Origin of the sequence: Flavobacterium sp. UBA4854 (assembly GCF_002399805.1) — a bacterium.
Taxonomy (GTDB): Bacteria; Bacteroidota; Bacteroidia; order Flavobacteriales; family Flavobacteriaceae; genus Flavobacterium; species Flavobacterium ginsengisoli.
On record NZ_DHEI01000004.1, the window covers coordinates 1 to 24,931 of the forward strand.

Here is a 24,931-nt window from a genome sequence, read left to right on the forward strand (position 1 = left end):
TGCGTTATATTAATCCGAAAATAGGAAATGAGAAAAGTATTTACATTGGTTTAGCTTTATATACCATCGGAATGCTATTGTTTGCTTTTGCAACAGAAAGCTGGATGATGTTTGTCTTTCTAATTCCGTATTGTCTTGGCGGAATTGCAGGCCCAGCATTGCAATCTGTCGTAGCAAGTAAAGTCGAACCAAGCGAACAAGGAGAAATTCAAGGAACTTTAACCAGCTTAATGAGTGCTTCTTCGATTATTGGTCCGCCAATGATGGCCAATACATTTTACTTCTTCACTCATGATGATGCGCCGTTTAAATTTGCAGGAGCACCTTTTATTTTGGGAGGAGTTTTAATGCTGCTGAGTACAATTGTTGCTTATTTTTCATTGAAAAAACATGCTGCTCCAAAAATAGAAATTGAGAATCAAGAAATAATATAAAATAAAAAAGTCTTCAGTAAAATGAAGACTTTTTTATTATTTGGAATATCATTATTTTAAATACAAATAATGATTAAAATAATCAATAATTGCTTTTCCTTCCAGCAAAACATCAGCGCCAATAATGCCGTGTACAGATTTTGCTTTGTACGATTCTAAAGCTTCGTTTACATGCGAAAGATCAAAAATTACAATGCTAAAATCTTTGTTTTTCCAGCTTCCTAACTGCAATTTATTTTGAGATGAAATCTGTGTTGTCATTCCAGTTCCTCCCGCTCCAGAAGCTTTTGTTTTAGAGTTTTTGGCAGAAAGTTCAAAACGTTCAATAGACTCAAAACCCACGCAAGTATTGGATGCTCCCGTATCTAAAATGAAATTGCCAGAAATGCCATTAATTTTGGCTTTTATCTGCAAATGCTGTGTTTTAGTGATTTTGAATTTTATTTTTTTATAATTCTCTTTTTTGAGAATTTCGTGAAGATTTTCCATTCCTGTAATGATTGAAACCCAAAAATAAGCCAATTAAACCCAAAAAACTAATGATGTAGAAGATATAATTGGTTTGCGTTTCGGGTTTTTCAAGAGTGCCATAATATACAAAAGCACTCCAGTAATAAGGAGATTTCTTTGCATTGGGAATATTTTCATCTTTCAAAAACTTCCTTTTTGCATTTGCAGCTGCATGTGCAAAAGAAGAATTATGTTTGAGATCTTTATAAAAATAATCCATGAAAACAGAAGTCGTATAATCGTTTACATTCCAAAGAGAAAACAATAGATTTTGCGCTCCCGCAAACTGAAAACCTCTGGCAATGCTCATGGCGCCTTCGCCTTTATAGAGTTTTCCAATTCCTGTTTCGCAGGCGCTCAGAACCACCAAATCTGGACTGAGCTGTAAATTATACAATTCAGAAAACAGGATTTCCTGATCGTAAAATTTAATGCTTGCCGGAATTTCAAAATCTCCCGAAGAGGCGTGTGTGCTCAGATGAATAATTGATTTTCCTGTAACATTATTTTTAAAGTTTAAAAAAGTGGCATTTTCATTTTCAAAAAACTGTCCGTCAAAATTGTGTTTTATAGATTGCAACTCATTTTTTGAAAAAGGAAGTTCGTAATTGGTTTTTCCGAAAACAGGAAAAAGACCTAGAATATTTCTTTTGCCACTTGAAAGCGTATTCGCATTCAAATACAATTCGGCAGAATTATTATACGAAATGTCAAAATCATTCAGTAAATAATGCATTTTGGCAAAATTTGTCGTTTTAGATTCCTTTGTTATTAAAGCTTCAAAAGGTAAGAAGTTTAACAGCCCATCAGGAATAATAATGAGATTTTTAGAATCCGATTTTAGAGGTAAAAGAAGTTTTTTATGAGTAAAAAATGCTGTTTTTTGATAGTTTCCAACATTGCTTACAATACTCTCGGGATTATCAAAAAAACTTATAAATCTTATTATCGGTTCACTGCATATATGACCAATACAAATTGATTTTAATTGAATTTTGTTGTTTTGAACGACAAATAGATGAATTGCTTTATAACCCATAAAATATTCATACAGTACAGCATCATCTTTATCAAGTTTGGTATAAAGCTTTTGCAAGTCGAATGAAGTTTGATTTTTTTTGTTATTTTTTTCTTCATTTGATTTTAGCAGCAACATTAATTTATTCTGTTTCTGAATGGCTTCATTTATTTTTGAAATATCTGCAAGTTCTTGTTTTTGCTGTTCTTTCAAAATAATAGTGTTCCAGTTTTGCATCTGCTGCAAAATCAATTTTTCTTCTCTCGAAAGTAATTCAACCTTTTTCAAATGATCTTTTAAAACTACAGATTTTGTCTTTTCTGCAAGTTTAAAAGCATCTTCAATATAACTTTGTTTTTTTTCGCTGCCAAAAAGAGATTTATAAATATCAAGACACTTTTCTGTTCGGTTTCGATTTCTAATTTGAATTATAATTTTAGAATCTTCGTAGATTAAAAGTGACTGAAATAATTCTTCAATATAGAAAGAAAGAGCATAGCTTTTTAATGCGTTTTTCGGTTCATTTTGAGATAGATAAAGTTCTGCCTGTAAATCTAAAGCATCGAGTAGAACAGTTTCGGCATAAAGCGAATTTTCATTAGGAAGGATATTTTTCTGGCTTTGATAATTTGGCAATAATGTTTTATAAACAGTCGTAAGTTCATTTTGCGCCTCTTCAAAACTATTTTGTTTCAATAATAAAAAGGCTTTTTCTAGATAAAATTGTGCTTTTTTTCTAGGTTCCTGTTGAGGTAAATTTTCAAAAATGGCTTGCGCTTTTGCAAAATATAGAGTAGCATCTTTTAAATTAAAGTTGAGTTTTATTCTATAAAGATTAATGTAAGTATTATATAAATTTTCTGAAAGTGCCTTATCTTTTTTTAGTAATGGAATCGCTCTTAAAAAAGCATTTTCAGCCTCAGTAAAATCTTCATTGATATTTCTTAAGAGATAATTTGCGCCTAGATTGTTTAATAAAAGTCCTTTTTGAGAAGAGGTTATTTTTTCTGAACGAAGTGTTTTTTCAATTATTTCAATAGCCTCTTGGACTTTTCCTGAATTTTGATAAACGTTTGATAAATTAAGAATGGCCGCAATTTTCTGCTTTTCATTCTTCTCTTCGTTGGCAATAAAATAATATTGTTTAATAGTGTTTTCGGCATTTTTATAATCGCCTAAAATCGTGTACAAATTGCCTAAAGGCTTCAGGCAGAATTCGGTAATATCGTAATTTTTTAATTTGTTTTTCTGGTAAATCATCCACGCTTTTTCATAGCTTTTAATAGCATCTAAAGTCTGTCCAAACTGATTTTCATAATACGCTTTATTGCAATTTAAAATTACAATTGCCAGTAATTCTTCTTTGGTTTTAAGTTTGGCACTTTTCCAAAAATCAGTTTCGATACTTCTTAAATTTTGTAACGCTTCCACGGAAGGATTTGCGGTAAAACTATCCACAGCATTATATATTTTATCTTCCTGACTTTGTCCGAAAACATTCAGACTCAGGAAAAAGAAAATAAAACTATATAAGTGATGTAAGTTCATATTATATTGTTGAGCATAATTTTGATGATCATTAAGTTAATATAAGTTTTCAATTCTTTNNGAAAACATTCAGACTCAGGAAAAAGAAAATAAAACTATATAAGTGATGTAAGTTCATATTATATTGTTGAGCATAATTTTGATGATCATTAAGTTAATATAAGTTTTCAATTCTTTACCTCATTTTCATAAATATATTAAAACTTTATCAAGTTATTTTAATATGAACTTACATCACTTATATGGTAAAAAACTAAAACTTCCAAATTCCATAAACCTGAAAATAATTAAAATTCTGTTCAAAATTAATCACATAACGAGCGCCTAAACTTGGTCCTATTCTGGCAAAACCCGCTGTTAAATCAAATAAAAGTCCAGCTTTGACATCTGTAAAATTGTTCTTTATGGTATTTGAATTCGTTGTCGAACTGATTAAAGAATTTCCTTTTTCGCCTTCGTAGGTATCGACTATGATCGTTTGATTTTGTTCTGAATAAACATGGACATTTGCCTGAATTCCTGCTCCAACTCCGATATAATTATTGATGTTGTAGCGAATTAAAACAGGAATTTCCCAATTGATATTTTTATTTTCGGTTGCAGTTGTGGTCCGCACCAATTGCCGTGTTCCGTTGGCATTTGTATTAAACTCTTCGGAGACATTTACAGCACTGTTGTATTTGTTTAAAGCATTTTCCCATTCTACCTGCCAATAAAAGCGATACGATTTAAAAGGCGAAAGTGTCGCGCCCACAAAATAACTGGTCGATTTATCTAAGTCGGGATAAAAATTATAACCCGCTTTTGCGCCAATCGAAATTCCGGGCAAGAATCGGGTAGTAGCATAATTGGTAATTATAGGTTCGTTTTTATCAAAAATAATAGCAGTTCGGCTTTTGGTTTTTACTTTATGAAAATCTTCGCCAAACTTCATAGAGTATTTTACAAAACCTTTTGTAGAATCCTTTTCCTGTACATTTTTCTGTTCGCTTCCTGGCAGATAAATATTTTTGAAGGTGAAAATAATTTGTTTTTGTTTGATGATCGTATCGAGACAGCTAACAGTTGGTTCTTCTCCTTTTGGGCAAATTGGACATTCGGGATACATACTTTCAATCTGAAAAGTTTTTTTGTCAAACATCTCCGGAATATCGGTTTCCAAACGAATTTTTCTTGCTGGACCTTCACCATTATTTTGAAAACGAGTTTTAAAATTTACTCTTTTAAAACGTACTAATCTGTAATTCATAAAACTTCCGTTAGAACCCATTTTGTTTGGATCGTGAGAAGTCACGATTTCCATTTCCAGATTTTTCACTTTATGGTTTTTATAACTTCTATTCGGCACAAAAATACCACGCATCGTAACCGTTGCGCTCGTATCCTTAATCATTTCGGGAGTAGTTTTGAAAGTATAAAAAACATTTCGGGTTTCTCCAGGATTTGCATCATCAAATTCTAAAATCGAAACATTATGATACGTTTTATTGGCATCTAAAAGAGAAGCATCTAAATCTTCTTCGGTTGTGGTATTTCGGTATTTTTTGGTTTTGAAATTCCCTTCGACGGAAGCCAGAAAAGTATTCGAATCATTTAAATCATCAACCGCAGCGACTAAGTTTTCTTTTACTTCACGTTCGCCCGCATAAGTTCTAAAATCGCTTAACTCGAAATTATTGTGTTTGAATTGCTTTTCATTATAAAACAAATAAAGCTTTCCGTTTGAAACATAATTTTCCAGATTTTGATAACTCACAACGACTACCATTTCCTGTTCTGGAATAGGATCACAGTTTTTAATAATTGCAAAACCGTTTTGGTCGGCAATAGAAGCAATGTCTTTATAATTGGTGTCAGTAATGTCATTTACCGCTACTTTTTTAGGGCGAGTTGCTGGAGGTTTTCCGTTATCGTAATTATTGGTTACAGCAAGTCTTGTGGTATAAGTGCCTTTGTTTTTATAAACATGTTTAGGTTCGGCTTCTTTACTGTAATGTCCGTCTCCCAATTCCCATAAATAAGAATAACTTGGTTTTGGAGCACCTGCAATCGGAATCAAAGGCGGTGTTTCAGGTTTAAAAGAAACCTGATTTCCGTTTTGGATAAAAACTATATTAGCTCTTCGCGTTATGGTGTCTTTCACTTTGGTTTGTCCTATTGCGAGAATAGAAAATAGAATAAAGAAAATAGACAGTTGTGGTTTCATAACTAGATAGTTTTGAGGTTTAAAAATTTCTGAATGAAATCTCAAACAAGATTAAATGTAAAAAAAAGTGATGAGCAAATCACCACTTTTTCTTAAAAAAAGCATTTGTAAGCTACTGTATGGCATTAATTGCTGCAATCAGTTGAGCTTCGGTACCGACTGTTGTTTCAGATAAATTAAATTCGTAAACCGCATTGGCAGAAATTGTCACTCCTTTTATCGCATAACGCCAGTTACCATTATCTTCTGTTGCAAAAATGATGTGGCAAGCTAATCCAATCGGAATCTGTCCGTAATGCTCGCTAAATAATCCTTGAGCGGTAAAAGTATCCAGTTTGGCTAGAGCATTTATGCCTTCTCCATCATAAGAAAGATAAACAGCGCTGTTTGTATTATTGTATCCATCTGGCACATCTACCAAAAGAGTTGTTTTTGGTCTTGGATCGCTGTAAAAACGGTCTACGTTTGTCCATCCAAAGTTTCCAAAAGTTACATAATAATTGTTTCCTTCGCCTTGTACGCCACCTTTTCCGCCGGTTCCGTCAGCATTTGCTTTTGCTTCTCTCCAGGCCAATTCGCCATCTTCATCAATAACTCCAGTCCATAAAGTCATTAAATTATCAAGACCATTTGTCAATGCCGTCGGAACAATCATGTTCATACTGCATGAAGTTTGTAATTCGACTCCCCCCTGAGTTGCTTTGATGAAGAATTCTCCTCCAGAAATTAAAAGATTTTTCTTTCCGTCTGCTGTAAGTCCCATAGTTGGTTTATTGGTTACCAGCATATTTCCTTTGTCAAAAAGTTCAATGTATTCTATATCAACTTGTCCTGTTACGGGATTTCCATTTTTGGTTAAGCAATCTCCGTTAATAGTAAGCTTTACACCATTTGCAGAAGTTAGGGTTACAGCTCCAGTTCCTGCTGTTATGGTAAAATTTTGCGTGTTTCTTTTTACGCCTTTTTCGCTGATGCTTTTAAATGCTGCCGAAGTTGGTGGCGAAAGTTTAATATCTTCTCCATCACTATTATCACAGCTGGCGAAAGTTGTCATTGCCAATATTAAAAGTCCGATTTTTTTAAAATTTGTTTTCATAATTTCTAGTTTTTTATAAATCTGTTCTGAATCTTTTCAGAGGATTTTCAGATTTGGTTAATTAATTTCAATCTTAAATCAATTTGGGTTTGATTTTGTTACCCTTGGTTTGAAAAAATATTTTTGAAGGCCTTTATACTGCTATATAAGCTGACTTTAAAATTTGTTACCCCTTAGATAGAAATGCATTTGTCTTCAAAAAGATTTCCGTCTTCGTCAACAGCAACCAAAATGTCTTTTTTGCGAGAGAATTTTAGAATAAGATAAATCCAAACAATTAACCAGAAACCTAAAGTGATAATGCTTAAGAATAAATGAAAAGTATGATTGATGGCTTTCTTTTCTTTAGACAAAACCACATAAGGCAGTTTCTCATTTTGTTCTGTAATTACAAAACCGTTGCGAGTTTTGGCTGCGATTATTTCGTAAAATCGATCTAAGTTTTTTTCAGTAATAAATTGGTAACTTTCCATTTCTTTTAATTTTTTAAAGGTTTTTAAAAGACTTTTATTTAGATATATACAATTGATTGTAATATTGTTACCTCGTATTTTTAAAAATTTCTAAGATTCTTTTTTTAAATTAGCTGTAAAATGTTTTTTTATGGATCTAAATAGAATTCATCCTGATCAAAAATATATCGACGGACTTGCTGCAAATGATTCGGTAGTAATTGAAATGATATATAAAAAATTTGCGCCCAAAGTCGTTCAGTTTATTACCAATAACTCCGGAGATAAAGACCAAGCACAGGATGTGATTCAGGAAATCATGATTTTGCTTTTTAATCAGGCGAAAGCCGGTAAACTTCAATTAACCTGTCCGTTTGATGCTTACTTTTTCTTGTTATGCAAAAGAAAGTGGCTTAACGAACTGAAAAATTCTGCCAATAAAGGGGTAACAATTTATGAGAATGTGGTATCTATCAATGAATCTGCTCACGAATTGGTTGCACAAGCCGAAGAATTTGATGAAAAACAGAAGCTTTTTGATTCGATGTTTCAGAAACTGGGAGAGAAATGCCAAGAAGTTCTGAAGCTCAGCTTTTCTCTAAAATCAATGGAAGAAGTGGCTCAAAAACTCAATGTGACATATGGTTATGTCCGAAAAAAGAAATCGTTGTGTGTAGGACAGCTGACGCAGTGGATTCAGGAAGCGAAAAATTTTAACTCTTTAAAAAACAATTAATCATGAACGAAGAACGCTATATATTATTTGACCAATATCTTCAAGGCGAACTGACCGTTGATGAAAAAAACAATTTTGAGAAACAGTTATCTGAGGATTCCGAATTGGCTTCGGAGTTTGAAAGTTTCAAAGAAATACATTTTCAGCTGGAAAATAAATTCGGAATAGAACAACAGCGCGAAGTTTTTGAAGAAAACCTGACTAAAATTTCGGATAAATATTTCAATAAAAAGAAAAATAAAGTGGCTTCGCTTAAGCCTTGGTATTTTGCCGTTGCAGCATCGATAATCATTATGTTTGGATTGTTTTTCTTTGATTATAAACATTATCCAAATTTTGATGATTACAACCACCCAGAAAGTGCTTATTTTACAGAAAGAGGAGTATCTGAAGCAATTTTAAAACAAGCTGAGAATAATTTCAACGGGAAAAGATATGAAACCGCTATTCCGATTTTTGAAATGATTTTGAAAGAAAACAATTCAGACGAAATAAAATACTTTTATGCAGTTTCATTATTGCAAGTTGACAAATACGTAAAAGCGGAAACGATTTTTAAAGAATTAGAAGCTGGAAATTCTGTTTATAAAGAAAAAGCAAAATGGAATCTGGCGTTGTCGAAGCTAAAACAAGGAAAATATAACGAATGTAAAGCCATTTTACAGACCATTTCGCAAGACTACGAAGACTATGATGATGTAGAACAACTTTTGGAAGAATTGGAATAATTTTTAATTATTAAGAAAAATTTTATCTCTTTACGGAAAACCTCAATCGAATTTGGAATTTTAGTTCTAAATTCGATTTTCTTTTTTAAGAATTAACCCAAAAACAATTTAACCAAGCTATTTAAACCCAAAATGAAAAAAGTTGCCCTACTATTTTTACTTGTTTGTTCGCAAACCATTTTTAGTTTCAATAAAATTACTGAGACTGAAAAGTTGGCCGCGACTTGTAAAGTTTGGGGATTCTTGAAATATTATCATCCAAAGGTTGCTAACGGACAGACAGATTGGGATAAACAGCTTTTAGAAAAACTGCCTTTAATAGATAAAGCACAAACGAAAGAAGAGTTTTCATTAATCTTAGAAAATTGGATTGATGATTTGGGCGCAGTAGAAGAAATCGCACCAATTGCAATACCAAAAGACGTTAAGTTTTTTGATAAGAATTTTGATCTGAGTTGGTTTAATAATAAGTTGTTCTCTAAAAAGCTTTCGAAGAAATTAAAATTTATTGAAGAAAATAGATTCCAAACTGATGAAGAAATCGGACCTGGATACAATCCTTTAAAAAATGGAAACTATTTTAAGCTAAACTATGAAGATAGGAACTCAAGAGTTTTATGGTTTTTTATGTATTGGAATTTAGTAGAATATTTTTTTCCATACAAATATATAATGGATCAAAAATGGGATTTGACTTTAAATGAGTCTATTCCAGCTGTTCTTAATGCAAAGGGCGAAGACGATTTTTACAAAGTGATTAGAAAAGTATCGACAAAACTAAACGATAGTCACGTTGAGTTTGCTCTTTATAAGAATAGTATTTTTGATGAAAGCAGAAGATTTTTTCCAGCTGACTGTAAAATAATTGATAATAAGATGGTAATTACCGAAATACTGGCAGACAGTTTGGCTCAAGCTGATGATATAAAGGTCGGAGATGTAATTACAAAAGTAAATAATAAGACAATTGCTGAACTTACTTCAGAATATAGAGATTTATGTACAGCCTCAAATGAACCTGTATTTCTAAATAAAGCCGTGAGGAAAATTTTAACGGGCTATTCAGATAATGTTGAAATTGAGTTTTTAAAAGATGGCAAGCTTATTTCAAAATCAATGAAATGGTATAATTATCACGATTCTCATAGAAATGAATTTAAAAAAGGAGCTCAAAAGAAAAAGGAAAGATTTAAACTCTTAGATAATAATATTGGATATGTAGACATGGGTGTTATTAAACCTAAAAACATTCCCGATATGATTGAAGCGCTCAAATCGACAAAAGCAATAGTTTTTGATATGCGAAATTATCCGAATGGAACGTATTATGAGATTGCTAATTTTTTAAATGCTCACGAAGAAAAATTTGCGATTTACACTCATCCAGACTTTAGTTATCCAGGAAAATTTAAATGGACAAAAGGATCAACATGCGGTTCTGAAAACAAAGATAATTATAAAGGAAAAGTTATTGTTTTGCTTAACGAAGAATCGATGAGTCAAGCAGAATGGACAGCAATGTGTTTTCAAACTGCAGGTAATACCACAATAATAGGAAGTCAGACTGCGGGAGCAGATGGAAATGTGACTGAGCTTGATTTTGCAACATTTCATACAAGATATACTGGAGTTGGCGTTTATTATCCTGATGGCAGAGAAACGCAGCGTGTAGGAATTGTACCCGATATTGAAATAAAACCAACAATTTTAGGTATTCAGCAAGGCAAAGACGAAGTTTTGGAACGGGCTTTGCTATATGTTGAAACAGGTAAATAAAACCTCGTTTGTCATACTGAAGAACGAGGGGTCGCACTAGCTGATCGAGAGAAAAAATGGGGGTTTTCTTTTCGAAGCTTCTTGTGAGGCCCTTTGTTCTTCAGAATAACAAAAATTAGGTGATTATTGTTCTGGCCTTTGTCAAAGTTCTAAGTCTTGACAAAGGTTTTTCTTTTTTAAAAGGGTCATAAAAAGAGAAAAATCCGTTTAGAGCAGCATTTTCACGAAAGTGAATCCGTTTCATTCGCCTGCCAAATAACACCGAATTGCTATTCTTTTAATATTGTCGTAATTTTGGCGTTTTAAAATTATAGTCTTGAATTCAACACCAATTATTACCGATACCCATACCCATTTATATTCTGAAGAATTTGATCAGGATCGCGATGCCATGATTCAGCGCGCCATTGATGCAGGAGTTACACGTTTTTTTATTCCCGCGATTGATGCTGCAGCCACACAATCTATGTACGATTTAGAGAAAAATTATCCAGAAAATATATTTCTAATGATGGGTTTGCATCCCACTTATGTGAAAGATAATTATCTAGAAGAATTGGCACATGTTGAAAACGAACTGTCCAAAAGAAAATTCTATGCAGTTGGCGAAATCGGAATCGATTTGTATTGGGATAAAACGCATTTAAAAGAACAGCAAATTGCTTTTAAAAGACAAATTCAGTTGGCAAAACAATACAAATTGCCAATCGTAATTCATTGCAGAGAAGCCTTTGATGAAATTTTCGAAGTATTAGAAGAAGAAAAATCTGAAGATTTATTTGGGATTTTTCATTGTTTTTCCGGAACTTTAGAACAAGCAGAGCGTGCGATTTCTTACAAAATGAAATTAGGAATTGGCGGTGTTGTAACGTTTAAAAACGGAAAAATCGATCAGTTTTTGAACCAAATCGATTTAAAGCACATCGTTTTGGAGACAGATTCTCCATATTTAGCACCAATTCCGTATAGAGGAAAAAGAAATGAAAGTAGTTATTTAGTCAACGTTATTGCTAAGTTAAGCGACATTTATGGAGTTTCTGCAGAAGAAATTGCCAAGATTACGACTCAAAATTCAAAGGACGTTTTTGGGATTTAACCCAGACCTTACAAAACTTTAATTTTTTTTTTGTTCTTTTGCCCACTTAAACCCAAATAAATAATGCAGAGATTTGATGCCATTCGACCGTTTTATGATTCCGAAATAAATGAAGCACTTCATGGTGTTGTCAATCATCCGATGATGAAAACCATGATGAACTTTACTTTTCCGGATGTAGAAGATGAGGTTTGGAAGGAACAATTGAAGAAAACACATTCTATTCGTGATTTTCAATGCAACTTTATTTATAATACAATTCAAAAAGTTTTAGAAAAAAGCTCAGAAGGTTTAACAACTTCAGGTTTTGAAAAACTAGAACCCAATACTTCTTATTTGTTTATCTCAAATCATAGAGATATTCTTTTGGATACCACATTATTAAACGTTTGTTTATTTGAACACGGTTTAGTAATGACAGCTTCGGCAATTGGTGACAATTTGGTAAAGAAAGCTTTCTTGGCAACTTTAGCAAAATTAAATAGAAACTTTTTGGTTTTAAGAGGACTGACGCCTCGTGAAATGCTGCAAAGTTCAAAATTATTGTCTGAATATATGGGACAATTATTGCTTCGCGAAAATCGTTCGGTTTGGATTGCACAAAGAGAAGGAAGAACAAAAGATGGAAACGACGAAACCAATCCAGGAGTTTTAAAAATGATAGGAATGGGTTCTGATGAACCTAATTTAATGGATTATTTCAAGAAATTGAAAATTGTTCCAGTTTCTATTTCGTACGAATATGATCCGACAGATGTTCTTAAAATGCCACAATTAATGGCAGAAGCAAACAACGAAGTTTACGTAAAAGATAAAAATGAAGATTTCATGACCATCATAAGTGGTATCATGGGAACTAAAAAAAGAATACATATTTCTGTTGGCGATGTTCTAGATACAGAAATCGATCAGATTGTGGCCGAAAATGACAATGCAAACAAGCAAGTTCAGGCTTTGGCACAAACTATCGATGATGTGATTTTGAAAAACTACCAATTATGGCCAACTAACTTTATTGCGTACGATATTTTAAACGAAACAAACAAATTCGCTCATAAGTATAAAGAGAGTGAAAAACAGCTTTTTGAGCGTCGTTTAGAAATGAGAATCGGAAGCGATAATCCTGTGACAAGACAAGGATTTTTAGCAATGTATGCCAATCCTGTTGTCAACAAATTAAAATACCAAGATGTCATCTAAAGCAAAAATATTATTGATTTATACCGGAGGAACCATCGGTATGAGCAAAGATTTTGAAACTGGAGCGCTAAAAGCCTTTAATTTTGGTAAATTAATTCAGAAAATTCCAGAAATTAAGCAATTGGACTGCGAAATAGAATCAATTTCATTCGAACATCCAATTGACTCTTCGAATATGAATCCCGAAATGTGGACCAGAATTGCCACCATTATCGAGGAAAATTACAACGCTTACGACGGATTTGTTGTCCTTCACGGATCAGATACAATGTCGTATTCTGCATCAGCATTGAGTTTTATGTTGGAAAATTTGGCAAAACCAGTAGTGTTTACAGGGTCGCAATTGCCAATTGGAGATTTGCGTACAGATGCAAAAGAAAACTTGATTACAGCAATTCAGATTGCATCTCTTCAAGAAAACGGAAAGCCAGTTATTACCGAAGTTTGCTTGTATTTTGAATACAAATTATACCGAGGAAACAGAACTTCTAAAGTAAATGCGGAGCATTTTAGAGCTTTTACAGCACCAAATTACCCTGAATTGGTAGAATCTGGGGTTCATTTAAAACTAAACAGACATTTATTTCTTCCAGTAAATAAAGATGCCAATCTGATCGTTCATAAAAACTTAGACAATCATGTTGCCATCATAAAAATGTTCCCAGGAATGAGCGAAATTGTTTTGGCTTCAATCCTTGCAACAAAAGGTTTAAGAGGAATTATTCTGGAAACTTACGGTTCAGGAAACGCACCAACCGAAGATTGGTTTTTAAATTTAATTGAAAAAGCCATCAAATCTGGAATGTATATCGTAAACGTAACACAATGTTCTGGAGGAAGTGTGAATATGGGACAATACGAAACCAGTACAGCCCTAAAATCACTTGGAGTGATCTCAGGAAAAGACATTACTACAGAAGCAGCAATTACCAAATTGATGTATTTGCTTGGACATGATATTCCAGAAAATGAATTTAAAGATATTTTTGAAACTGCTCTTCGCGGAGAAATATCTTAAAGTTTAAATTACAATATTAAAAATCCCAAATTCCAAAATAAGGTTGGAATTTGGGATTTTTTTATTGAAAATTCCGCTTAACCGCGCAGTTTGTCATCCTGACGAAGGAAGGATCACACAAGAAACTCGGCAACGTTAAGATAGCGAAACCCGACAGGTTTTAAAACCTGTCGGGTTTGTTTTTAATGGATTAAACGTTCAGTTTGTCATTTCGACGAAGGAGAAATCTCCACAAGTAACTCCGTTCCAATAAGCCAACCTTTGTCGAGTTTCTCGCGAAATGACAAGATTGTGTGTAATTGGAATTTGAAATTTCTTTTTTGAACTTTTAAAACTTGGAATTTCTATACTCAACCGGACAAGTTTCCAAATCGTCAATTGCTTTGTGTTTTTTATAATACACATAAACAATTACAGAAATAATACAAATAATTCCCTGAATAGCAACTGTAGCTCTTACGCCTAAAAAGTGAGAAACATAACCGATAATTAAACTTCCTACAGGAATCATTCCCTGATATGCCATCATGTAGTAGCTAATGCTTCTTGAACGCATATTGACAGCACTATGAGTCTGAATATAAATGTTGATAGAAGAAGTTTGTCCCATCATTCCGATTCCGCTTAAAGTCATACAGATTAAGGCAATTGTTATACTGCTTGAAACGGCTAAAATAATTACGCTAAAACCAAGAAGTAAACTTGCTGAAATCATTAATTTGCTCATGTTTTCAGCAGATTTTAGATTGGCCAAATAAATGGCAGATAAAACAGAACCAATTCCGGCAGCACTTTCGAACCAGCTAAAAGTTTGGGCATTTCCATTAAAAATATCTTTTGCAAAAACAGGCATCAAAGTATTAAAAGAAATAACAAATAAACTACTGCAAGTTAACATCAAAAGCATTCTGGCCATTTCGGTTTCTTTTTTAACATAATCTAAACCTTCCATTAAATCGTCCATCATATTCAGCTTGTTTTCGGCTTTAATATGTGGAGTGATTTTCATCATCATTAATGAAATCAAGACGGGAACATAACTCACGAAATTTCCAATAAAACAGATATCTTCTCCATATTGGTGCAAAATAATTCCGGCAAGCGCAGGACCTGCAATACGTGCAAAGTTGTTCAAAGTAGAGTTAAGCGCCACAGCATTTGGAAGATCTTCTTTATTGTCGACAATATCAATCATCATGGTTTGACGGCAAGTCATATCAAAAGCATTGATAATTCCTTGAATTAAACTCAAAGCTAAAATAAAATTGATATTGTAAATTTTAAGATAAATAAGCAAAGCCAAAGCTCCAGCTTGAAGCATCGCCAAAGATTGCAAAACCATCATGGCACGGTGTCTATCATAACGGCCAATAATGCTTCCTGCAAGAGGTGCTAGAAATAAAGACGGAATCATGCTTAAGAAAGTCGCTAAACCTAATAAAAAAACAGATCCTGTTATGCTATAAACCATCCAGCTTACCGCTGTTTTTTGCATCCAAGTTCCGATAACAGATACGGACTGACCGTAGAAAAATAATTTGAAATTTTTTGATTTTAAGGCTTTAAACATGACTCTAAATATTTAATACAAAGGTCGGGATTATGATTTCATTAGAAAAATTAATAATTTTACTGATAATAAGTAATAAAACTTATCAATATGGAAATCTATCAACTGCAATATTTTATTAAAACAGCTGAGGTTTTGCACTTTACCAAAGCTGCAGAATTGTGTTTTGTAACCCAATCGGGACTTTCACAACAAATTAAAAAACTCGAAGAAGAACTCGGCTTGCCTTTGTTTAAGCGAATTGGTAAAAAAGTGCAATTGACAGAAGCTGGTTCGGTTTTTTTAATTCATGCTAAAAAAGTAGTAGAGAATGTAGAAAACGGAAAACAGGCCATTGAAGATTTAAACGAAATGATTGGCGGCGAATTACGCATTGGCGTGACGTATATTTTTGGGTTATTGATTCTGCCTGTTGTAAATGCTTTTGCTAAAAAATACCAAAATCTCAAAATTATTGTAGAGTATGGAACAACAGAAGTTTTAGAGCAAAAACTGATTGACAACGAATTGGATTTAGTATTCGTTATTTCATCGCATGAAATTGAAATGCCGATTCAGAAAGTGCCTTTGTTTACTTCAAATATGGTTATGGTAGTTTCTAAAAATCATGCCTTGGCAGATTTAGACAAAATTGCTTTTAAGAAAATAGAAGAGATTCCGTTGATATTGCCAGGGAAAGGTTCTAATTCGAGAGAATATGTCGAAGAGTTGTTTAAGAAGTTTAATATGAAACCTAAAATTTCGATAGAACTGCAATCAATTCACGCATTACTGCAAATGGTAGAAAACAGCGATTGGGCAACAATCGTAGCCGAAATGGCTCTAAAAGATTGGGATAACTTACAAGCCATTCAAATTACGGGAGTTTCCACAAAAAGAGATTCGTACATGCTGACAATGGGCGGCTATCAGAAAAAAGCAGTAAAACTGTTTATGGAAGAATTTAAAAAAAGCATCTAAAAGTAACTTGGATTTTACCTTTGTAAAGTCAGATTTTTTTGTGTTATTTGCAGACCAAAATAGAAAGGTGTCCGAGTGGTTTAAGGAGCTAGCCTGGAAAGCTAGTATATGGGTAACTGTATCGAGGGTTCGAATCCCTTCCTTTCTGCGAGTTTTTAACTAAAAATAATACCAAACCTCGAAATGTATATTTCGAGGTTTTTTTATTAACTTTCTATAATGTGTTAAATCTATTAAGTCGTAATTATTAAGCTTGGAGGAGTATAAATGATTTTATTAAAAAAGAATGGGAAAAGGAAAAAGTATTAATGTCGAAGGAACTCAAATTACTATCTTATCAAAAAAAGGAGAGGAAGAATATATTTCTTTAACCGATATGGCACGTAGTCAATTGCAAGAAGTTGTAATTATAAAATGGCTGAGCCTTAAAAGCACAATTGAATATCTTGGAGAATGGGAAGCATTGTACAATCCAGATTTTAATTATACCGAATTCGGTATAATTAAAAATGAAGCGGGTAGTAATAATTTTGTGCTTTCGGTAAAACACTGGATAGAAAGTACAGGTGCAATAGGACTTACTGCAACTGCTGGGCGATATGGAGGGACTTACGGACACAAAAGAAAAATAATATTTGGGTAAAAAACAGGCTTTTTTTGTAAGATACAGCTTTCAATATATATGCAAAAATGCAGTTTTTCAGATGATTAATTAAAATCTAAAGCTTAATTTCAAACAAGCTAAAAGAACCTTCTTTATAATGTTCAGGTAATTCGTTTGTCCATTCGATTGTGCTTATTCCTTTGTATTCAAAACCACAGCTGGTGTAATATTTATTTATTCTTTCGTTTCCGCTATGAGTATCAAGTCTAATATATTCTTTATTGTTCTCTTTGGCATATTCCTTAACCCATTCGATGATTTTTTTAACGTACGACTGTCCTCTAAACTTTGGGTTTGTAGCAATACGATGTAAGTAAATTGCAGGATCTTTACTAGCTTCTTTCCAGATAATTAAATCGTTAAAAGTAAGTACAAATGTACAGGCGACTTCGTTTCCTTCTTTGATTATAAAATGACGATTCTCGGCAATTTCTTTTTCTATTAATGCTCTTTCAAAACCTCTCCAGCTTTTGTTGTTTACTGTTTTTTGATATGATGTCGCTTGATTGTAAATATCAAAAACAGCATCGATATCTTCGTTTGTAGTTTTAAAAAATTCCATTATTAAGCTTTATTCTGTCGATTAATGAATCTTCAAAGATAAATTTTTCAAAAGCTTTGGAGAGGTGAAATACTTAATTTATGCTTTTTTTATCAGAGTTCAGCCAGACAACATTTTGTTCCGATTCGTGATTTTGACCAATAATATCTCTGTATAATTCTGGTCTTCTAGCTTTTATATAACGACTTCCTCCTGCAAGATTGCATTTTTCGGGAGTAATTAGTGCCGTTGCAAAAGAATCATCAAAAGTGCGGCATTCGGCTATAATATCTCCAAAAGGATCAATAATCATAGAACAGCCGTTTTTTAATTGATCGTCGTCCATACCAATTGGGTTCGAAAAGATGGTATAAATTGCATTGTCGTAAGCCCTTGCCGGAAGCCATTTCATTAACCAGTCACGACCTTTCATTCCGTCAAACTCTAATCGTAACGAAGTTGGATCGGCTTCCCGATTTTCCCAAAGTTGCGGTGCGACAAAACCAGCGCCCGGTCGAGTAGAGGGTGTACACATTGTTACATGTGGCATAAAAATAATGTCAGCGCCCAAAAGTTTGGTGGCGCGAACATTCTCTATAATATTATTGTCATAACAAATTAAAATACCGCATTTCCAGCCTTCGATTTCAAAAATACAATAACGATCTCCAGGTTTTAAATGCGGATTTATAAACGGATGCAGTTTTCGGTATTTTGCGACTAAACCATTTTTGTCTACGCAAACATACGCTTTGAATAGATTGTCGTTTTCATCTTTTTCAAAAAGTCCGGCCAATATTACGATGTTATTGTTTTTGGCAATTTCGATTAATTTTAAAATGCTTTCACCACTCGGAATCAATTCTGCCAAGTCTAGCATTTGTTCTTTTGATAAGTTTCTTGCAAATGTATATCCGGTTATAGAACATTCATGAAACGAAATCACATCGCAGCCTTCGGCAGATGCTTTCTGAGAAAGTTTTTCGATTACAGATAAGTTATAGTTTTTGTCGCCACTTTTATTTTCGAACTGGGCTGTGGCTATTTTTAGATTTTTCATATTGCATAATTAAATATGAATCAAAAATAATATCTGCCGTATTTTAAAAATTGTACAAAACCGACATTTAGTGCATAAGGAGCGAAGATCTTTCTATTAAATTATTGGTTAGTTTTTTGGAGCTATACAAATATTCTCTAGGAGTTATTCCGGTATGTTTTTTAAATTCTTTTATTAGATGTGATTGATCTGAAAATCCAGCATCATAACCAATTGAAGTCAAATTGATGTCAGAAGGTTTGTCTTTTAGCAGTTTTAGAAAATGATGCAACCTAACAATACTGCCAAATTTCTTAGGATTTAATCCAACATATTCTTTAAATTTTCTTTCCAAATGTCTTTCAGTAAAACCTGTATATTCAACCAATTGTTTTACAAAGAAATGTCCTTTGCTAGAAGTAATGAAATGCAAAGAATTGTTTATTATCAATTGATTATAAGTTGGTTTTGCGATGACCATCGAGCTGAAAAAATGATTTAAAAGTTCAATTTGATCTTGATTATTTTTTTCTGATAATTTATCCTGAAGTGCTATTGCTTTTTCTCCCAATACATCTTCAACAGGAATGATTGAATTATAAAATTCACTTGCTGGAATTCCTAATAGCTGATTTATTCCGTTAGGTTGAAAAACAACAATTATAAGCGTTATTTGATTTTCTGAATAAAGATCTTTAAAGTTATTAAGCTGTCCATACAAAAATGAAGCAGGCAGATATTCTTTTGCTTCATCTGTTATTTCAGAAATTAGTCTGCTTTTAATAGAAAATACAAAACCAGTATTACCATCAGAAAATAAACGGAATTTTTGAACAGCAGTTTCAGCATTATCTAAAAAAATATAATGCTTAATGTATGGAGTTAATTCTTTTGATGGTAAAACCTGCATGATTGTATAGTTTTTTAATCTGCTTCTAGATTTTGAAGAAATATTCTTTACAAAATTAGTAGTTTTTTATTGAAATGAAACCAATATTTCTGCATGTTAAAACATTAAAAAACATAAATATATAGTCCTAAAAAGTTGTACTTAAATACAGTTTTTCGCATTATTTTATTCTAGAAATATTATATATTTGACCTTTGTGTAATATAAATAACTTGATGGATTTACCTCCTTATTCGCCAGGATTACATAAACTGGTTACTTTACATGTTGACAAAATTTTGAAGCTTAATAACAGCGGCGGTTTTGTTGCGGTTACCAATTCCATTTTAGAAAAATACGAACTTGAGAAGGTTGGAGCTGTTGTTCATGACTTTGATAACGACAGCTTTACGATTTCGTATTGTCTTAAAGAATCACATATTTGTATACACACTTGGCCTGAATATAATTTACTTAATTTGGATGTTTATCTGCAAGATGTAGAAAAAGTTCGTGCTATAATAGTTGATTATATTGAATATTTTGAAGCAGAGGTTATCAAAGATTTCGAAATTACCCGCTAATATTTAATTAATCCTGCAGTGCTATTTTGATTTTAGGCATCATTTTATCCACAAACATTTTATAAGCAGCTTCTGAAGGATGTAAACCATCTGAAGCAACAAGACTTGGCTTATTAAGTCCTTCGCGAGTGATTTCTGTAATCGATACAAAAGCAATTTGATTGGTGTTGCAATAGTTCTCTGCAAAGTTATTGTATTGTGTGATTTCTGCTGAAATTTTGTTGCTCTGATCTCCTACAAGAGCTTGTCCGTATGGAGTATACGAGTAGTCTGGAATAGAAATGACGACAACATTTTTTTTATCGCCTTTGGCAAGCATAATAGCTTTGTTGACCAATTCTGGAAATTCTTTTTCGTAAACAGAGAAATTTTTGTGCTGATATTGATTGTTGACACCAATTAAAAGTGTTACTAAATCGTAATTGGAGTCCAAATTTTGGGAATTGATTGCTGAAATCAAATCGGATGTTGTCCAGCCTGTTGTTGCAATTATTTTGAGTGAAACGGTGCTGGAATACATTGTGGCTAAACTTGTTTTAAGTTGTTCTGGAAAACGGCAAGTTGCACAAACGCTTTGACCAATGGTATAACTGTCGCCTAAAGCTAAATAATTTACTTTGCTGGCAATTGGAGGTTCTGGTGTTTTAGGTGGAGTTACAACTGGAGGATTTGTAGCAGTAGGAGTGGAGTTTTCTTCGGCGTTGCAACCCAAAAGAAATATTGAAAATATAATGGTAACTATTTGTTTAAAATGTGGTTTCATAATTTGTTTAAATAAGATTGTGAAGTCGCTTTAAACAAATAGTTACGTTAAATATATGGGTTTGGATTTTAAACCATTTCGGTTTTCATCACGATTTCTTCTTCGATGGCATTCCAAAGTGCAATGCGTCTTTCTAGGGCAAGAATTGAAACTTCTTCAACTTCTTTCCATTTTTGAGCATCTTCTTCGCACAATTCTGTAATCATTTGCATTGCCATTGGTCCGTGTTCGTCTGCATCTAATTCGATATGTCTTTCAAAATAGTAAAGCAATTTTGTTAGATCTGTATCTGGAAGGTTTTTTTGGAAATTTTTTAAAATCTGAGTAAACATACTCGGAATTAAATCTTCTCTCCCAAAAGTAAATGCTGCAGCAATTTCGTGTGGTTTTCCTTCTTCGATAACTCTAAAAGTAAAGTCTAAGAATGATTTTACGTTTGGATGCAATGAACTTTGTTTGATAGCAACAAATATATTCTGAAGAGAGTGTACTTCTGATAAAAAGCTTAAAACTCCAGTTGTATTAGCGCCACAAGCTTCCATTGCTTCTAAGTACATTTCATAATGACTTTGTCTTCTTCCATCAATTGTTAAGTCAGTTTCTTCTGCAAGAACAATTTCATTAATTAAATAACGAGTTTCTGGATTTTTGGTTGCAAACCAAGGCGTTGTTGTACAAGTAAGTTTGGCTTGTAATGCTTTTAAAAGCGACATAAAATCCCAAACAGCAAAAACGTGAGTTTCTAGAAAGCTGTGTAAATCATCTATGTTTTGAATCTTATTGTATAAAGAATGGTTTAATAGTTGGTCTTTTTGTGATTGTATGCTTTTGTTTATCGTTTCGATATTCATTTTAAAAATTTTGATGCAAAGATAAAAAGCTTCTTCGTCAAGAAGAAGCTTTTTAGATTGATTTTGTATATATTTTAATAATTATCAATTATTTAAACGCAGGAATTCCGGTTACGTCCATTCCAGTAATCAATAAATGTATATCATGAGTTCCTTCATAAGTGATTACACTTTCTAGGTTCATCATATGACGCATAATCGAGTATTCTCCAGTGATTCCCATACCTCCAAGCATTTGTCTTGCTTCGCGTGCAATGGTAATTGCCATGTTTACGTTATTGCGTTTTGCCATAGAAATTTGTGCTGTTGTTGCTCTGCCTTCGTTTCTTAAAACACCTAAACGCCAAGTTAATAATTGTGCTTTTGTGATTTCGGTAATCATTTCTGCTAGTTTTTTCTGTTGTAATTGTGTTCCTCCAATTGGTTTTCCGAACTGGATTCTCTCTTTAGAATACCTTAAAGCAGTATCGTAACAATCCATTGCTGCGCCAATTGCTCCCCAAGCAATTCCATAACGAGCAGAATCTAAACAGCCAAGCGGAGCGCCTAAACCAGATTTGTTTGGTAAAAGGTTTTCTTTAGGAACTTTTACATTGTCAAAAATTAATTCTCCTGTTGCAGATGCGCGAAGCGACCATTTATTATGAGTTTCTGGAGTTGTAAAACCTTCCATGCCACGTTCTACGATTAAACCGTGAATTCGGCCTTCTTCATTTTTAGCCCAAACGATAGCGATATCTGCAAAAGGTGCATTTGAAATCCACATTTTGGCACCATTTAAAAGATAATGATCGCCCATATCTTTAAAATTGGTAATCATACTTCCAGGATCAGAACCGTGATCTGGTTCTGTTAAACCAAAACAACCAATAAATTCTCCTGTTGCCAGTTTTGGAAGATATTTCATTCGTTGCTCTTCGTTTCCGTATTTCCAAATAGGATACATTACCAAAGAAGACTGTACAGAAGAAGTCGATCTTACACCAGAATCGCCTCTTTCGATTTCCTGCATAATCAAACCATAAGATATCTGGTCTAGTCCAGCACCTCCATATTCTACCGGAATATAAGGACCGAAACCGCCAATTTCGCCAAGACCTTTTATAATTTGTTTTGGAAATTCTGCTTTTTGAGCATATTCTTCTATTATAGGAGAAACTTCTCTTTTAACCCAAGCACGGGCAGACTCACGAACTAATTTGTGTTCTTCTGTTAACAAATCATCTAAGTTATAGTAATCTGGAGATTGAAATAGGTCTGGTTTCATGTTATATAATTTTTAGCAAACAAATTTACACAATATAAATATAACAAATACGTGTTAAAATGTTATATTTATTTATTGCAAAAATAAAATTAATAGGAATTTGGCAAATTAATTGTAGTTTATTGATAATTTATAGACTATTTTTGAATTCCAAAAACAATTTAAATGAGGCTGATAATCTCTTTTGTCTTTTTCTTACTAATATTTTGCAATGGAACGGCTCAGACCAATGGAGAGCTTACAGAACAAAAGTACTTAGAATTACGGGATAAAATTCGTTTTAGTATAAACGGAAATTATGATGACGGTTTGATTTATGTTAATCAGGTCCTTAAATCTGATAATGAGGCTCATAAGACTTTTGCTTATGGGGCAGGTTCTTATTTGTATCAGCTAAAAGAAAATGCTGTCCAGTCTGAAAAAATGTATGCAGAGGCTTTAAAGCATTTAAATAAAATTCCTGAGTCTACTGATAAAATAAAACTGCACGCCTATTTATGTAACTATAGAGGACTTACATATTGGAAGAGATCCAATTATGGTAAAGCGCTTGGCAGTTACCAGGAGGGAGTTAAGCTTTCTTCTAAGATAAATGATGTTGTACAAATTGTAAAATTTAAAGCAAATATTGCGTTATTGAATGAGAGCGTTGGCAATTATCAGCTGTCAATAAAGATCTTAAGACAGAATGAAGCGTTTTTGGACAAGAACGAAAGTTTGTACGATAAAGATCAGTTTCAGAATGCAAAAAGTAATAGCTATATCAATCTTGGGAATTCTTATGAAGGATATTATACCAAAAATAGGGAAAAGACTTATTTACTAGATTCTGCAGAGTACTATTATAAGAAGAGTATAGCTTTTTCAGATAAATTTATCGACAATAAGATTACTTCTAAACTTAGTTTGGGTAATATTTATGTATTTAAAAAGGATTATACCAATGCCGAGAAAATTTATTATGATATCTCTTTTTATGCCAAACAGGTTGAAAATGAAAGTCTATATAAAATTGCTGCGTTTAATTTAGGAGACCTTTATTATTCGATAAAAAAATATGATAGAGCTCTTATTTTTTTAAAGAAAGTAGACTCTATTAGCCAAAAGAACAAAACGGTTGATATTAACTTTTTTAGATCCAACTATTTACAGGCTAAAATTTACAGTATTAAAAATGAACCAGAGTTGGCTTATAAACACTCTAAATTATACTTAGATTCTTATGAAAAATATGAAGGAAATCTGAGAGAAGAAGCATTAGAGGTAAACTATAAATTAGGTACCGCAGATTTAAGCCAAGAAATGCTTGATGTTCAGGAGAAATATAAATATGAGGTATTTTGGAACAAAGCCTTAAAGGTATTTTATGTAATTCTGGTAATTGGAATTGTCTTTTTCCTTATCAAAAATATTAGAGACAAAAATAGAGCTCAAAAGAAAATGAACGCTTTAATTGAAGAGTTCAAAGCTAATCTGGAGAAAAAGGAACATGAAAAAGTCGAAATAGAAAATGTCGCTCTCGAAAAAATAGTGGAAGTTCCTGAAACAGATGATGCTATTTTGAAAAAAGAAAATGCGAATTTGAGTATTGACGAAGCTAAAGAGAATAAAATCGTAGAGAAATTATTGGCTTTAGAAGAGAAATTAGAATATCTAAATGCCGATTTTACACTTGCTTATGCGGCAAAAAAAATCAAAACCAATACCACTTATTTGTCTTATGTAGTAAATAAAAGATTTGGAAAATCTTTTAGTGAGTATTCTAATGAGTTGAAAATTAATTATGTTATTAACCAGATGATTACGAATCATTTGTATCGTAAATATTCTACACAGGCAATTGCAGAAAGTGTTGGATTTAAAAATGCAGTTTCTTTTGCAAAATCATTTCGCAAAAGAACTGGAGTGTCTCCAGCTCAATTTGCGAATAATATTTAGTTAAAAGTATTGGCTTCTTAATTGTTTCCGTTTCCTCCGCCACCTTT

The 24,931-nt window shown here is 32.8% G+C and carries 23 protein-coding genes and 1 tRNA gene; 12 read left to right on the forward strand and 12 right to left on the reverse strand.

Annotated features, from left to right (window positions below; translation table 11 throughout):
- On the forward strand, window positions 1-434 hold a 434-nt coding region (locus tag B3J44_RS00435; RefSeq protein WP_286964868.1), incomplete at its 5' end, for an MFS transporter.
- Between the two features lie 51 nt (window positions 435-485).
- On the opposite strand, the gene B3J44_RS00440 is transcribed toward B3J44_RS00435, so the two are convergent.
- From B3J44_RS00440 to B3J44_RS00460, 5 genes are all read right to left on the reverse strand, one after another.
- Window positions 486-923 (reverse strand): retropepsin-like aspartic protease, encoded by a 438-nt coding sequence (locus B3J44_RS00440; protein WP_198854858.1) that lies wholly within the window; start codon window positions 921-923, stop codon window positions 486-488.
- Window positions 883-3,510: a CHAT domain-containing protein gene (locus B3J44_RS00445; protein ID WP_286964873.1), complete on the reverse strand. Its 2,628-nt coding sequence runs from the start codon at window positions 3,508-3,510 to the stop codon at window positions 883-885. The genes B3J44_RS00440 and B3J44_RS00445 overlap by 41 nt, the downstream gene beginning before the upstream one ends.
- Window positions 3,511-3,763: 253 nt before the next feature.
- Window positions 3,764-5,716, reverse strand: coding sequence for a PKD domain-containing protein (locus tag B3J44_RS00450; RefSeq protein ID WP_286964874.1), 1,953 nt, complete (start codon window positions 5,714-5,716; stop codon window positions 3,764-3,766).
- A 112-nt stretch (window positions 5,717-5,828) separates the two neighbouring features.
- A complete protein-coding gene (locus B3J44_RS00455) occupies window positions 5,829-6,812 on the reverse strand; it encodes a hypothetical protein (protein ID WP_286964876.1) in 984 nt (327 codons plus the stop codon).
- Between the two features lie 173 nt (window positions 6,813-6,985).
- Complete coding sequence (locus tag B3J44_RS00460; RefSeq protein ID WP_286964877.1) at window positions 6,986-7,285, reverse strand: hypothetical protein; 300 nt, start codon at window positions 7,283-7,285, stop codon at window positions 6,986-6,988.
- Window positions 7,286-7,415: 130 nt separating this feature from the next.
- Between B3J44_RS00460 and B3J44_RS00465 the strand changes: the two genes are divergently transcribed.
- The 6 genes from B3J44_RS00465 to B3J44_RS00490 all read left to right on the forward strand — a co-directional run bounded on the left by B3J44_RS00465 (window position 7,416) and on the right by B3J44_RS00490 (window position 13,818).
- Window positions 7,416-8,000: an RNA polymerase sigma factor gene (locus tag B3J44_RS00465; protein WP_286964879.1), complete on the forward strand. Its 585-nt coding sequence runs from the start codon at window positions 7,416-7,418 to the stop codon at window positions 7,998-8,000.
- 2 nt (window positions 8,001-8,002) lie between these two features.
- Window positions 8,003-8,728: a tetratricopeptide repeat protein gene (locus B3J44_RS00470; protein WP_286964881.1), complete on the forward strand. Its 726-nt coding sequence runs from the start codon at window positions 8,003-8,005 to the stop codon at window positions 8,726-8,728.
- 132 nt (window positions 8,729-8,860) lie between these two features.
- Entirely contained in the window at window positions 8,861-10,504 is a 1,644-nt protein-coding gene (locus tag B3J44_RS00475; RefSeq protein ID WP_286964882.1) for a S41 family peptidase, read from the forward strand.
- 316 nt (window positions 10,505-10,820) lie between these two features.
- Window positions 10,821-11,600, forward strand: a complete 780-nt coding sequence (locus B3J44_RS00480; RefSeq protein ID WP_286964884.1) for a TatD family hydrolase — start codon at window positions 10,821-10,823, stop codon at window positions 11,598-11,600.
- 63 nt (window positions 11,601-11,663) lie between these two features.
- On the forward strand, window positions 11,664-12,800 hold the full coding sequence (locus tag B3J44_RS00485; RefSeq protein ID WP_286964886.1) for a 1-acyl-sn-glycerol-3-phosphate acyltransferase: 1,137 nt from the start codon (window positions 11,664-11,666) through the stop codon (window positions 12,798-12,800).
- Window positions 12,790-13,818 carry an asparaginase gene (locus tag B3J44_RS00490; protein WP_286964887.1) on the forward strand — a complete coding sequence of 343 codons (1,029 nt, stop codon included), beginning with the start codon at window positions 12,790-12,792 and terminating at the stop codon, window positions 13,816-13,818. The genes B3J44_RS00485 and B3J44_RS00490 overlap by 11 nt, the downstream gene beginning before the upstream one ends.
- 328 nt (window positions 13,819-14,146) lie before the next feature.
- On the opposite strand, the gene B3J44_RS00495 is transcribed toward B3J44_RS00490, so the two are convergent.
- Window positions 14,147-15,388 (reverse strand): MFS transporter, encoded by a 1,242-nt coding sequence (locus B3J44_RS00495; RefSeq protein WP_286964889.1) that lies wholly within the window; start codon window positions 15,386-15,388, stop codon window positions 14,147-14,149.
- Between the two features lie 90 nt (window positions 15,389-15,478).
- On the opposite strand from B3J44_RS00495, the gene B3J44_RS00500 reads away from it, so the two are divergent.
- The 3 genes from B3J44_RS00500 (at window position 15,479) to B3J44_RS00510 (ending at window position 16,991) form a co-directional block, all read left to right on the forward strand.
- Window positions 15,479-16,348, forward strand: coding sequence for a LysR substrate-binding domain-containing protein (locus B3J44_RS00500; RefSeq protein WP_286964891.1), 870 nt, complete (start codon window positions 15,479-15,481; stop codon window positions 16,346-16,348).
- 61 nt (window positions 16,349-16,409) lie between these two features.
- A tRNA-Ser gene (locus tag B3J44_RS00505) sits at window positions 16,410-16,496 on the forward strand.
- Window positions 16,497-16,634: 138 nt separating this feature from the next.
- On the forward strand, window positions 16,635-16,991 hold the full coding sequence (locus B3J44_RS00510; RefSeq protein ID WP_286964893.1) for a KilA-N domain-containing protein: 357 nt from the start codon (window positions 16,635-16,637) through the stop codon (window positions 16,989-16,991).
- A 76-nt stretch (window positions 16,992-17,067) separates the two neighbouring features.
- Here B3J44_RS00510 and B3J44_RS00515 read toward each other — a convergent pair whose 3' ends face one another.
- From B3J44_RS00515 to B3J44_RS00525, 3 genes are all read right to left on the reverse strand, one after another.
- A complete protein-coding gene (locus B3J44_RS00515) occupies window positions 17,068-17,574 on the reverse strand; it encodes a GNAT family N-acetyltransferase (RefSeq protein ID WP_286964895.1) in 507 nt (168 codons plus the stop codon).
- 73 nt (window positions 17,575-17,647) lie between these two features.
- Window positions 17,648-18,613 (reverse strand): nitrilase family protein, encoded by a 966-nt coding sequence (locus B3J44_RS00520; protein WP_286964897.1) that lies wholly within the window; start codon window positions 18,611-18,613, stop codon window positions 17,648-17,650.
- A 67-nt stretch (window positions 18,614-18,680) separates the two neighbouring features.
- Window positions 18,681-19,502, reverse strand: coding sequence for an AraC family transcriptional regulator (locus tag B3J44_RS00525; protein ID WP_286964898.1), 822 nt, complete (start codon window positions 19,500-19,502; stop codon window positions 18,681-18,683).
- A 215-nt stretch (window positions 19,503-19,717) separates the two neighbouring features.
- On the opposite strand from B3J44_RS00525, the gene B3J44_RS00530 reads away from it, so the two are divergent.
- On the forward strand, window positions 19,718-20,065 hold the full coding sequence (locus tag B3J44_RS00530; protein WP_286964900.1) for an S-adenosylmethionine decarboxylase family protein: 348 nt from the start codon (window positions 19,718-19,720) through the stop codon (window positions 20,063-20,065).
- 7 nt (window positions 20,066-20,072) lie between these two features.
- Here the strand turns inward: B3J44_RS00530 and B3J44_RS00535 are convergent, their stop codons facing one another.
- From B3J44_RS00535 to B3J44_RS00545, 3 genes are all read right to left on the reverse strand, one after another.
- A complete protein-coding gene (locus B3J44_RS00535) occupies window positions 20,073-20,828 on the reverse strand; it encodes an SGNH/GDSL hydrolase family protein (protein ID WP_286964901.1) in 756 nt (251 codons plus the stop codon).
- A 68-nt stretch (window positions 20,829-20,896) separates the two neighbouring features.
- On the reverse strand, window positions 20,897-21,679 hold the full coding sequence (locus tag B3J44_RS00540; protein WP_198854839.1) for a DUF3050 domain-containing protein: 783 nt from the start codon (window positions 21,677-21,679) through the stop codon (window positions 20,897-20,899).
- Window positions 21,680-21,767: 88 nt separating this feature from the next.
- Window positions 21,768-22,946, reverse strand: a complete 1,179-nt coding sequence (locus tag B3J44_RS00545; protein ID WP_198854838.1) for an acyl-CoA dehydrogenase family protein — start codon at window positions 22,944-22,946, stop codon at window positions 21,768-21,770.
- A 165-nt stretch (window positions 22,947-23,111) separates the two neighbouring features.
- On the opposite strand from B3J44_RS00545, the gene B3J44_RS00550 reads away from it, so the two are divergent.
- On the forward strand, window positions 23,112-24,884 hold the full coding sequence (locus B3J44_RS00550) for a helix-turn-helix domain-containing protein (RefSeq protein ID WP_286964905.1): 1,773 nt from the start codon (window positions 23,112-23,114) through the stop codon (window positions 24,882-24,884).
- Window positions 24,885-24,931 lie beyond the last annotated feature (47 nt).

Bases quoted from the DNA above. Each gene is read 5' to 3' on its own strand.
- B3J44_RS00440 (WP_198854858.1), bottom strand. From the start codon at position 923: ATGGAAAATCTTCACGAAATTCTCAAAAAAGAGAATTATAAAAAAATA.
- B3J44_RS00445 (WP_286964873.1), bottom strand. From the start codon at position 3,510: ATGAACTTACATCACTTATATAGTTTTATTTTCTTTTTCCTGAGTCTG.
- B3J44_RS00450 (WP_286964874.1), bottom strand. From the start codon at position 5,716: ATGAAACCACAACTGTCTATTTTCTTTATTCTATTTTCTATTCTCGCA.
- B3J44_RS00455 (WP_286964876.1), bottom strand. From the start codon at position 6,812: ATGAAAACAAATTTTAAAAAAATCGGACTTTTAATATTGGCAATGACA.
- B3J44_RS00460 (WP_286964877.1), bottom strand. From the start codon at position 7,285: ATGGAAAGTTACCAATTTATTACTGAAAAAAACTTAGATCGATTTTAC.
- B3J44_RS00465 (WP_286964879.1), top strand. From the start codon at position 7,416: ATGGATCTAAATAGAATTCATCCTGATCAAAAATATATCGACGGACTT.
- B3J44_RS00470 (WP_286964881.1), top strand. From the start codon at position 8,003: ATGAACGAAGAACGCTATATATTATTTGACCAATATCTTCAAGGCGAA.
- B3J44_RS00475 (WP_286964882.1), top strand. From the start codon at position 8,861: ATGAAAAAAGTTGCCCTACTATTTTTACTTGTTTGTTCGCAAACCATT.
- B3J44_RS00485 (WP_286964886.1), top strand. From the start codon at position 11,664: ATGCAGAGATTTGATGCCATTCGACCGTTTTATGATTCCGAAATAAAT.
- B3J44_RS00490 (WP_286964887.1), top strand. From the start codon at position 12,790: ATGTCATCTAAAGCAAAAATATTATTGATTTATACCGGAGGAACCATC.
- B3J44_RS00495 (WP_286964889.1), bottom strand. From the start codon at position 15,388: ATGTTTAAAGCCTTAAAATCAAAAAATTTCAAATTATTTTTCTACGGT.
- B3J44_RS00500 (WP_286964891.1), top strand. From the start codon at position 15,479: ATGGAAATCTATCAACTGCAATATTTTATTAAAACAGCTGAGGTTTTG.
- B3J44_RS00510 (WP_286964893.1), top strand. From the start codon at position 16,635: ATGGGAAAAGGAAAAAGTATTAATGTCGAAGGAACTCAAATTACTATC.
- B3J44_RS00515 (WP_286964895.1), bottom strand. From the start codon at position 17,574: ATGGAATTTTTTAAAACTACAAACGAAGATATCGATGCTGTTTTTGAT.
- B3J44_RS00520 (WP_286964897.1), bottom strand. From the start codon at position 18,613: ATGAAAAATCTAAAAATAGCCACAGCCCAGTTCGAAAATAAAAGTGGC.
- B3J44_RS00525 (WP_286964898.1), bottom strand. From the start codon at position 19,502: ATGCAGGTTTTACCATCAAAAGAATTAACTCCATACATTAAGCATTAT.
- B3J44_RS00530 (WP_286964900.1), top strand. From the start codon at position 19,718: ATGGATTTACCTCCTTATTCGCCAGGATTACATAAACTGGTTACTTTA.
- B3J44_RS00535 (WP_286964901.1), bottom strand. From the start codon at position 20,828: ATGAAACCACATTTTAAACAAATAGTTACCATTATATTTTCAATATTT.
- B3J44_RS00540 (WP_198854839.1), bottom strand. From the start codon at position 21,679: ATGAATATCGAAACGATAAACAAAAGCATACAATCACAAAAAGACCAA.
- B3J44_RS00545 (WP_198854838.1), bottom strand. From the start codon at position 22,946: ATGAAACCAGACCTATTTCAATCTCCAGATTACTATAACTTAGATGAT.
- B3J44_RS00550 (WP_286964905.1), top strand. From the start codon at position 23,112: ATGAGGCTGATAATCTCTTTTGTCTTTTTCTTACTAATATTTTGCAAT.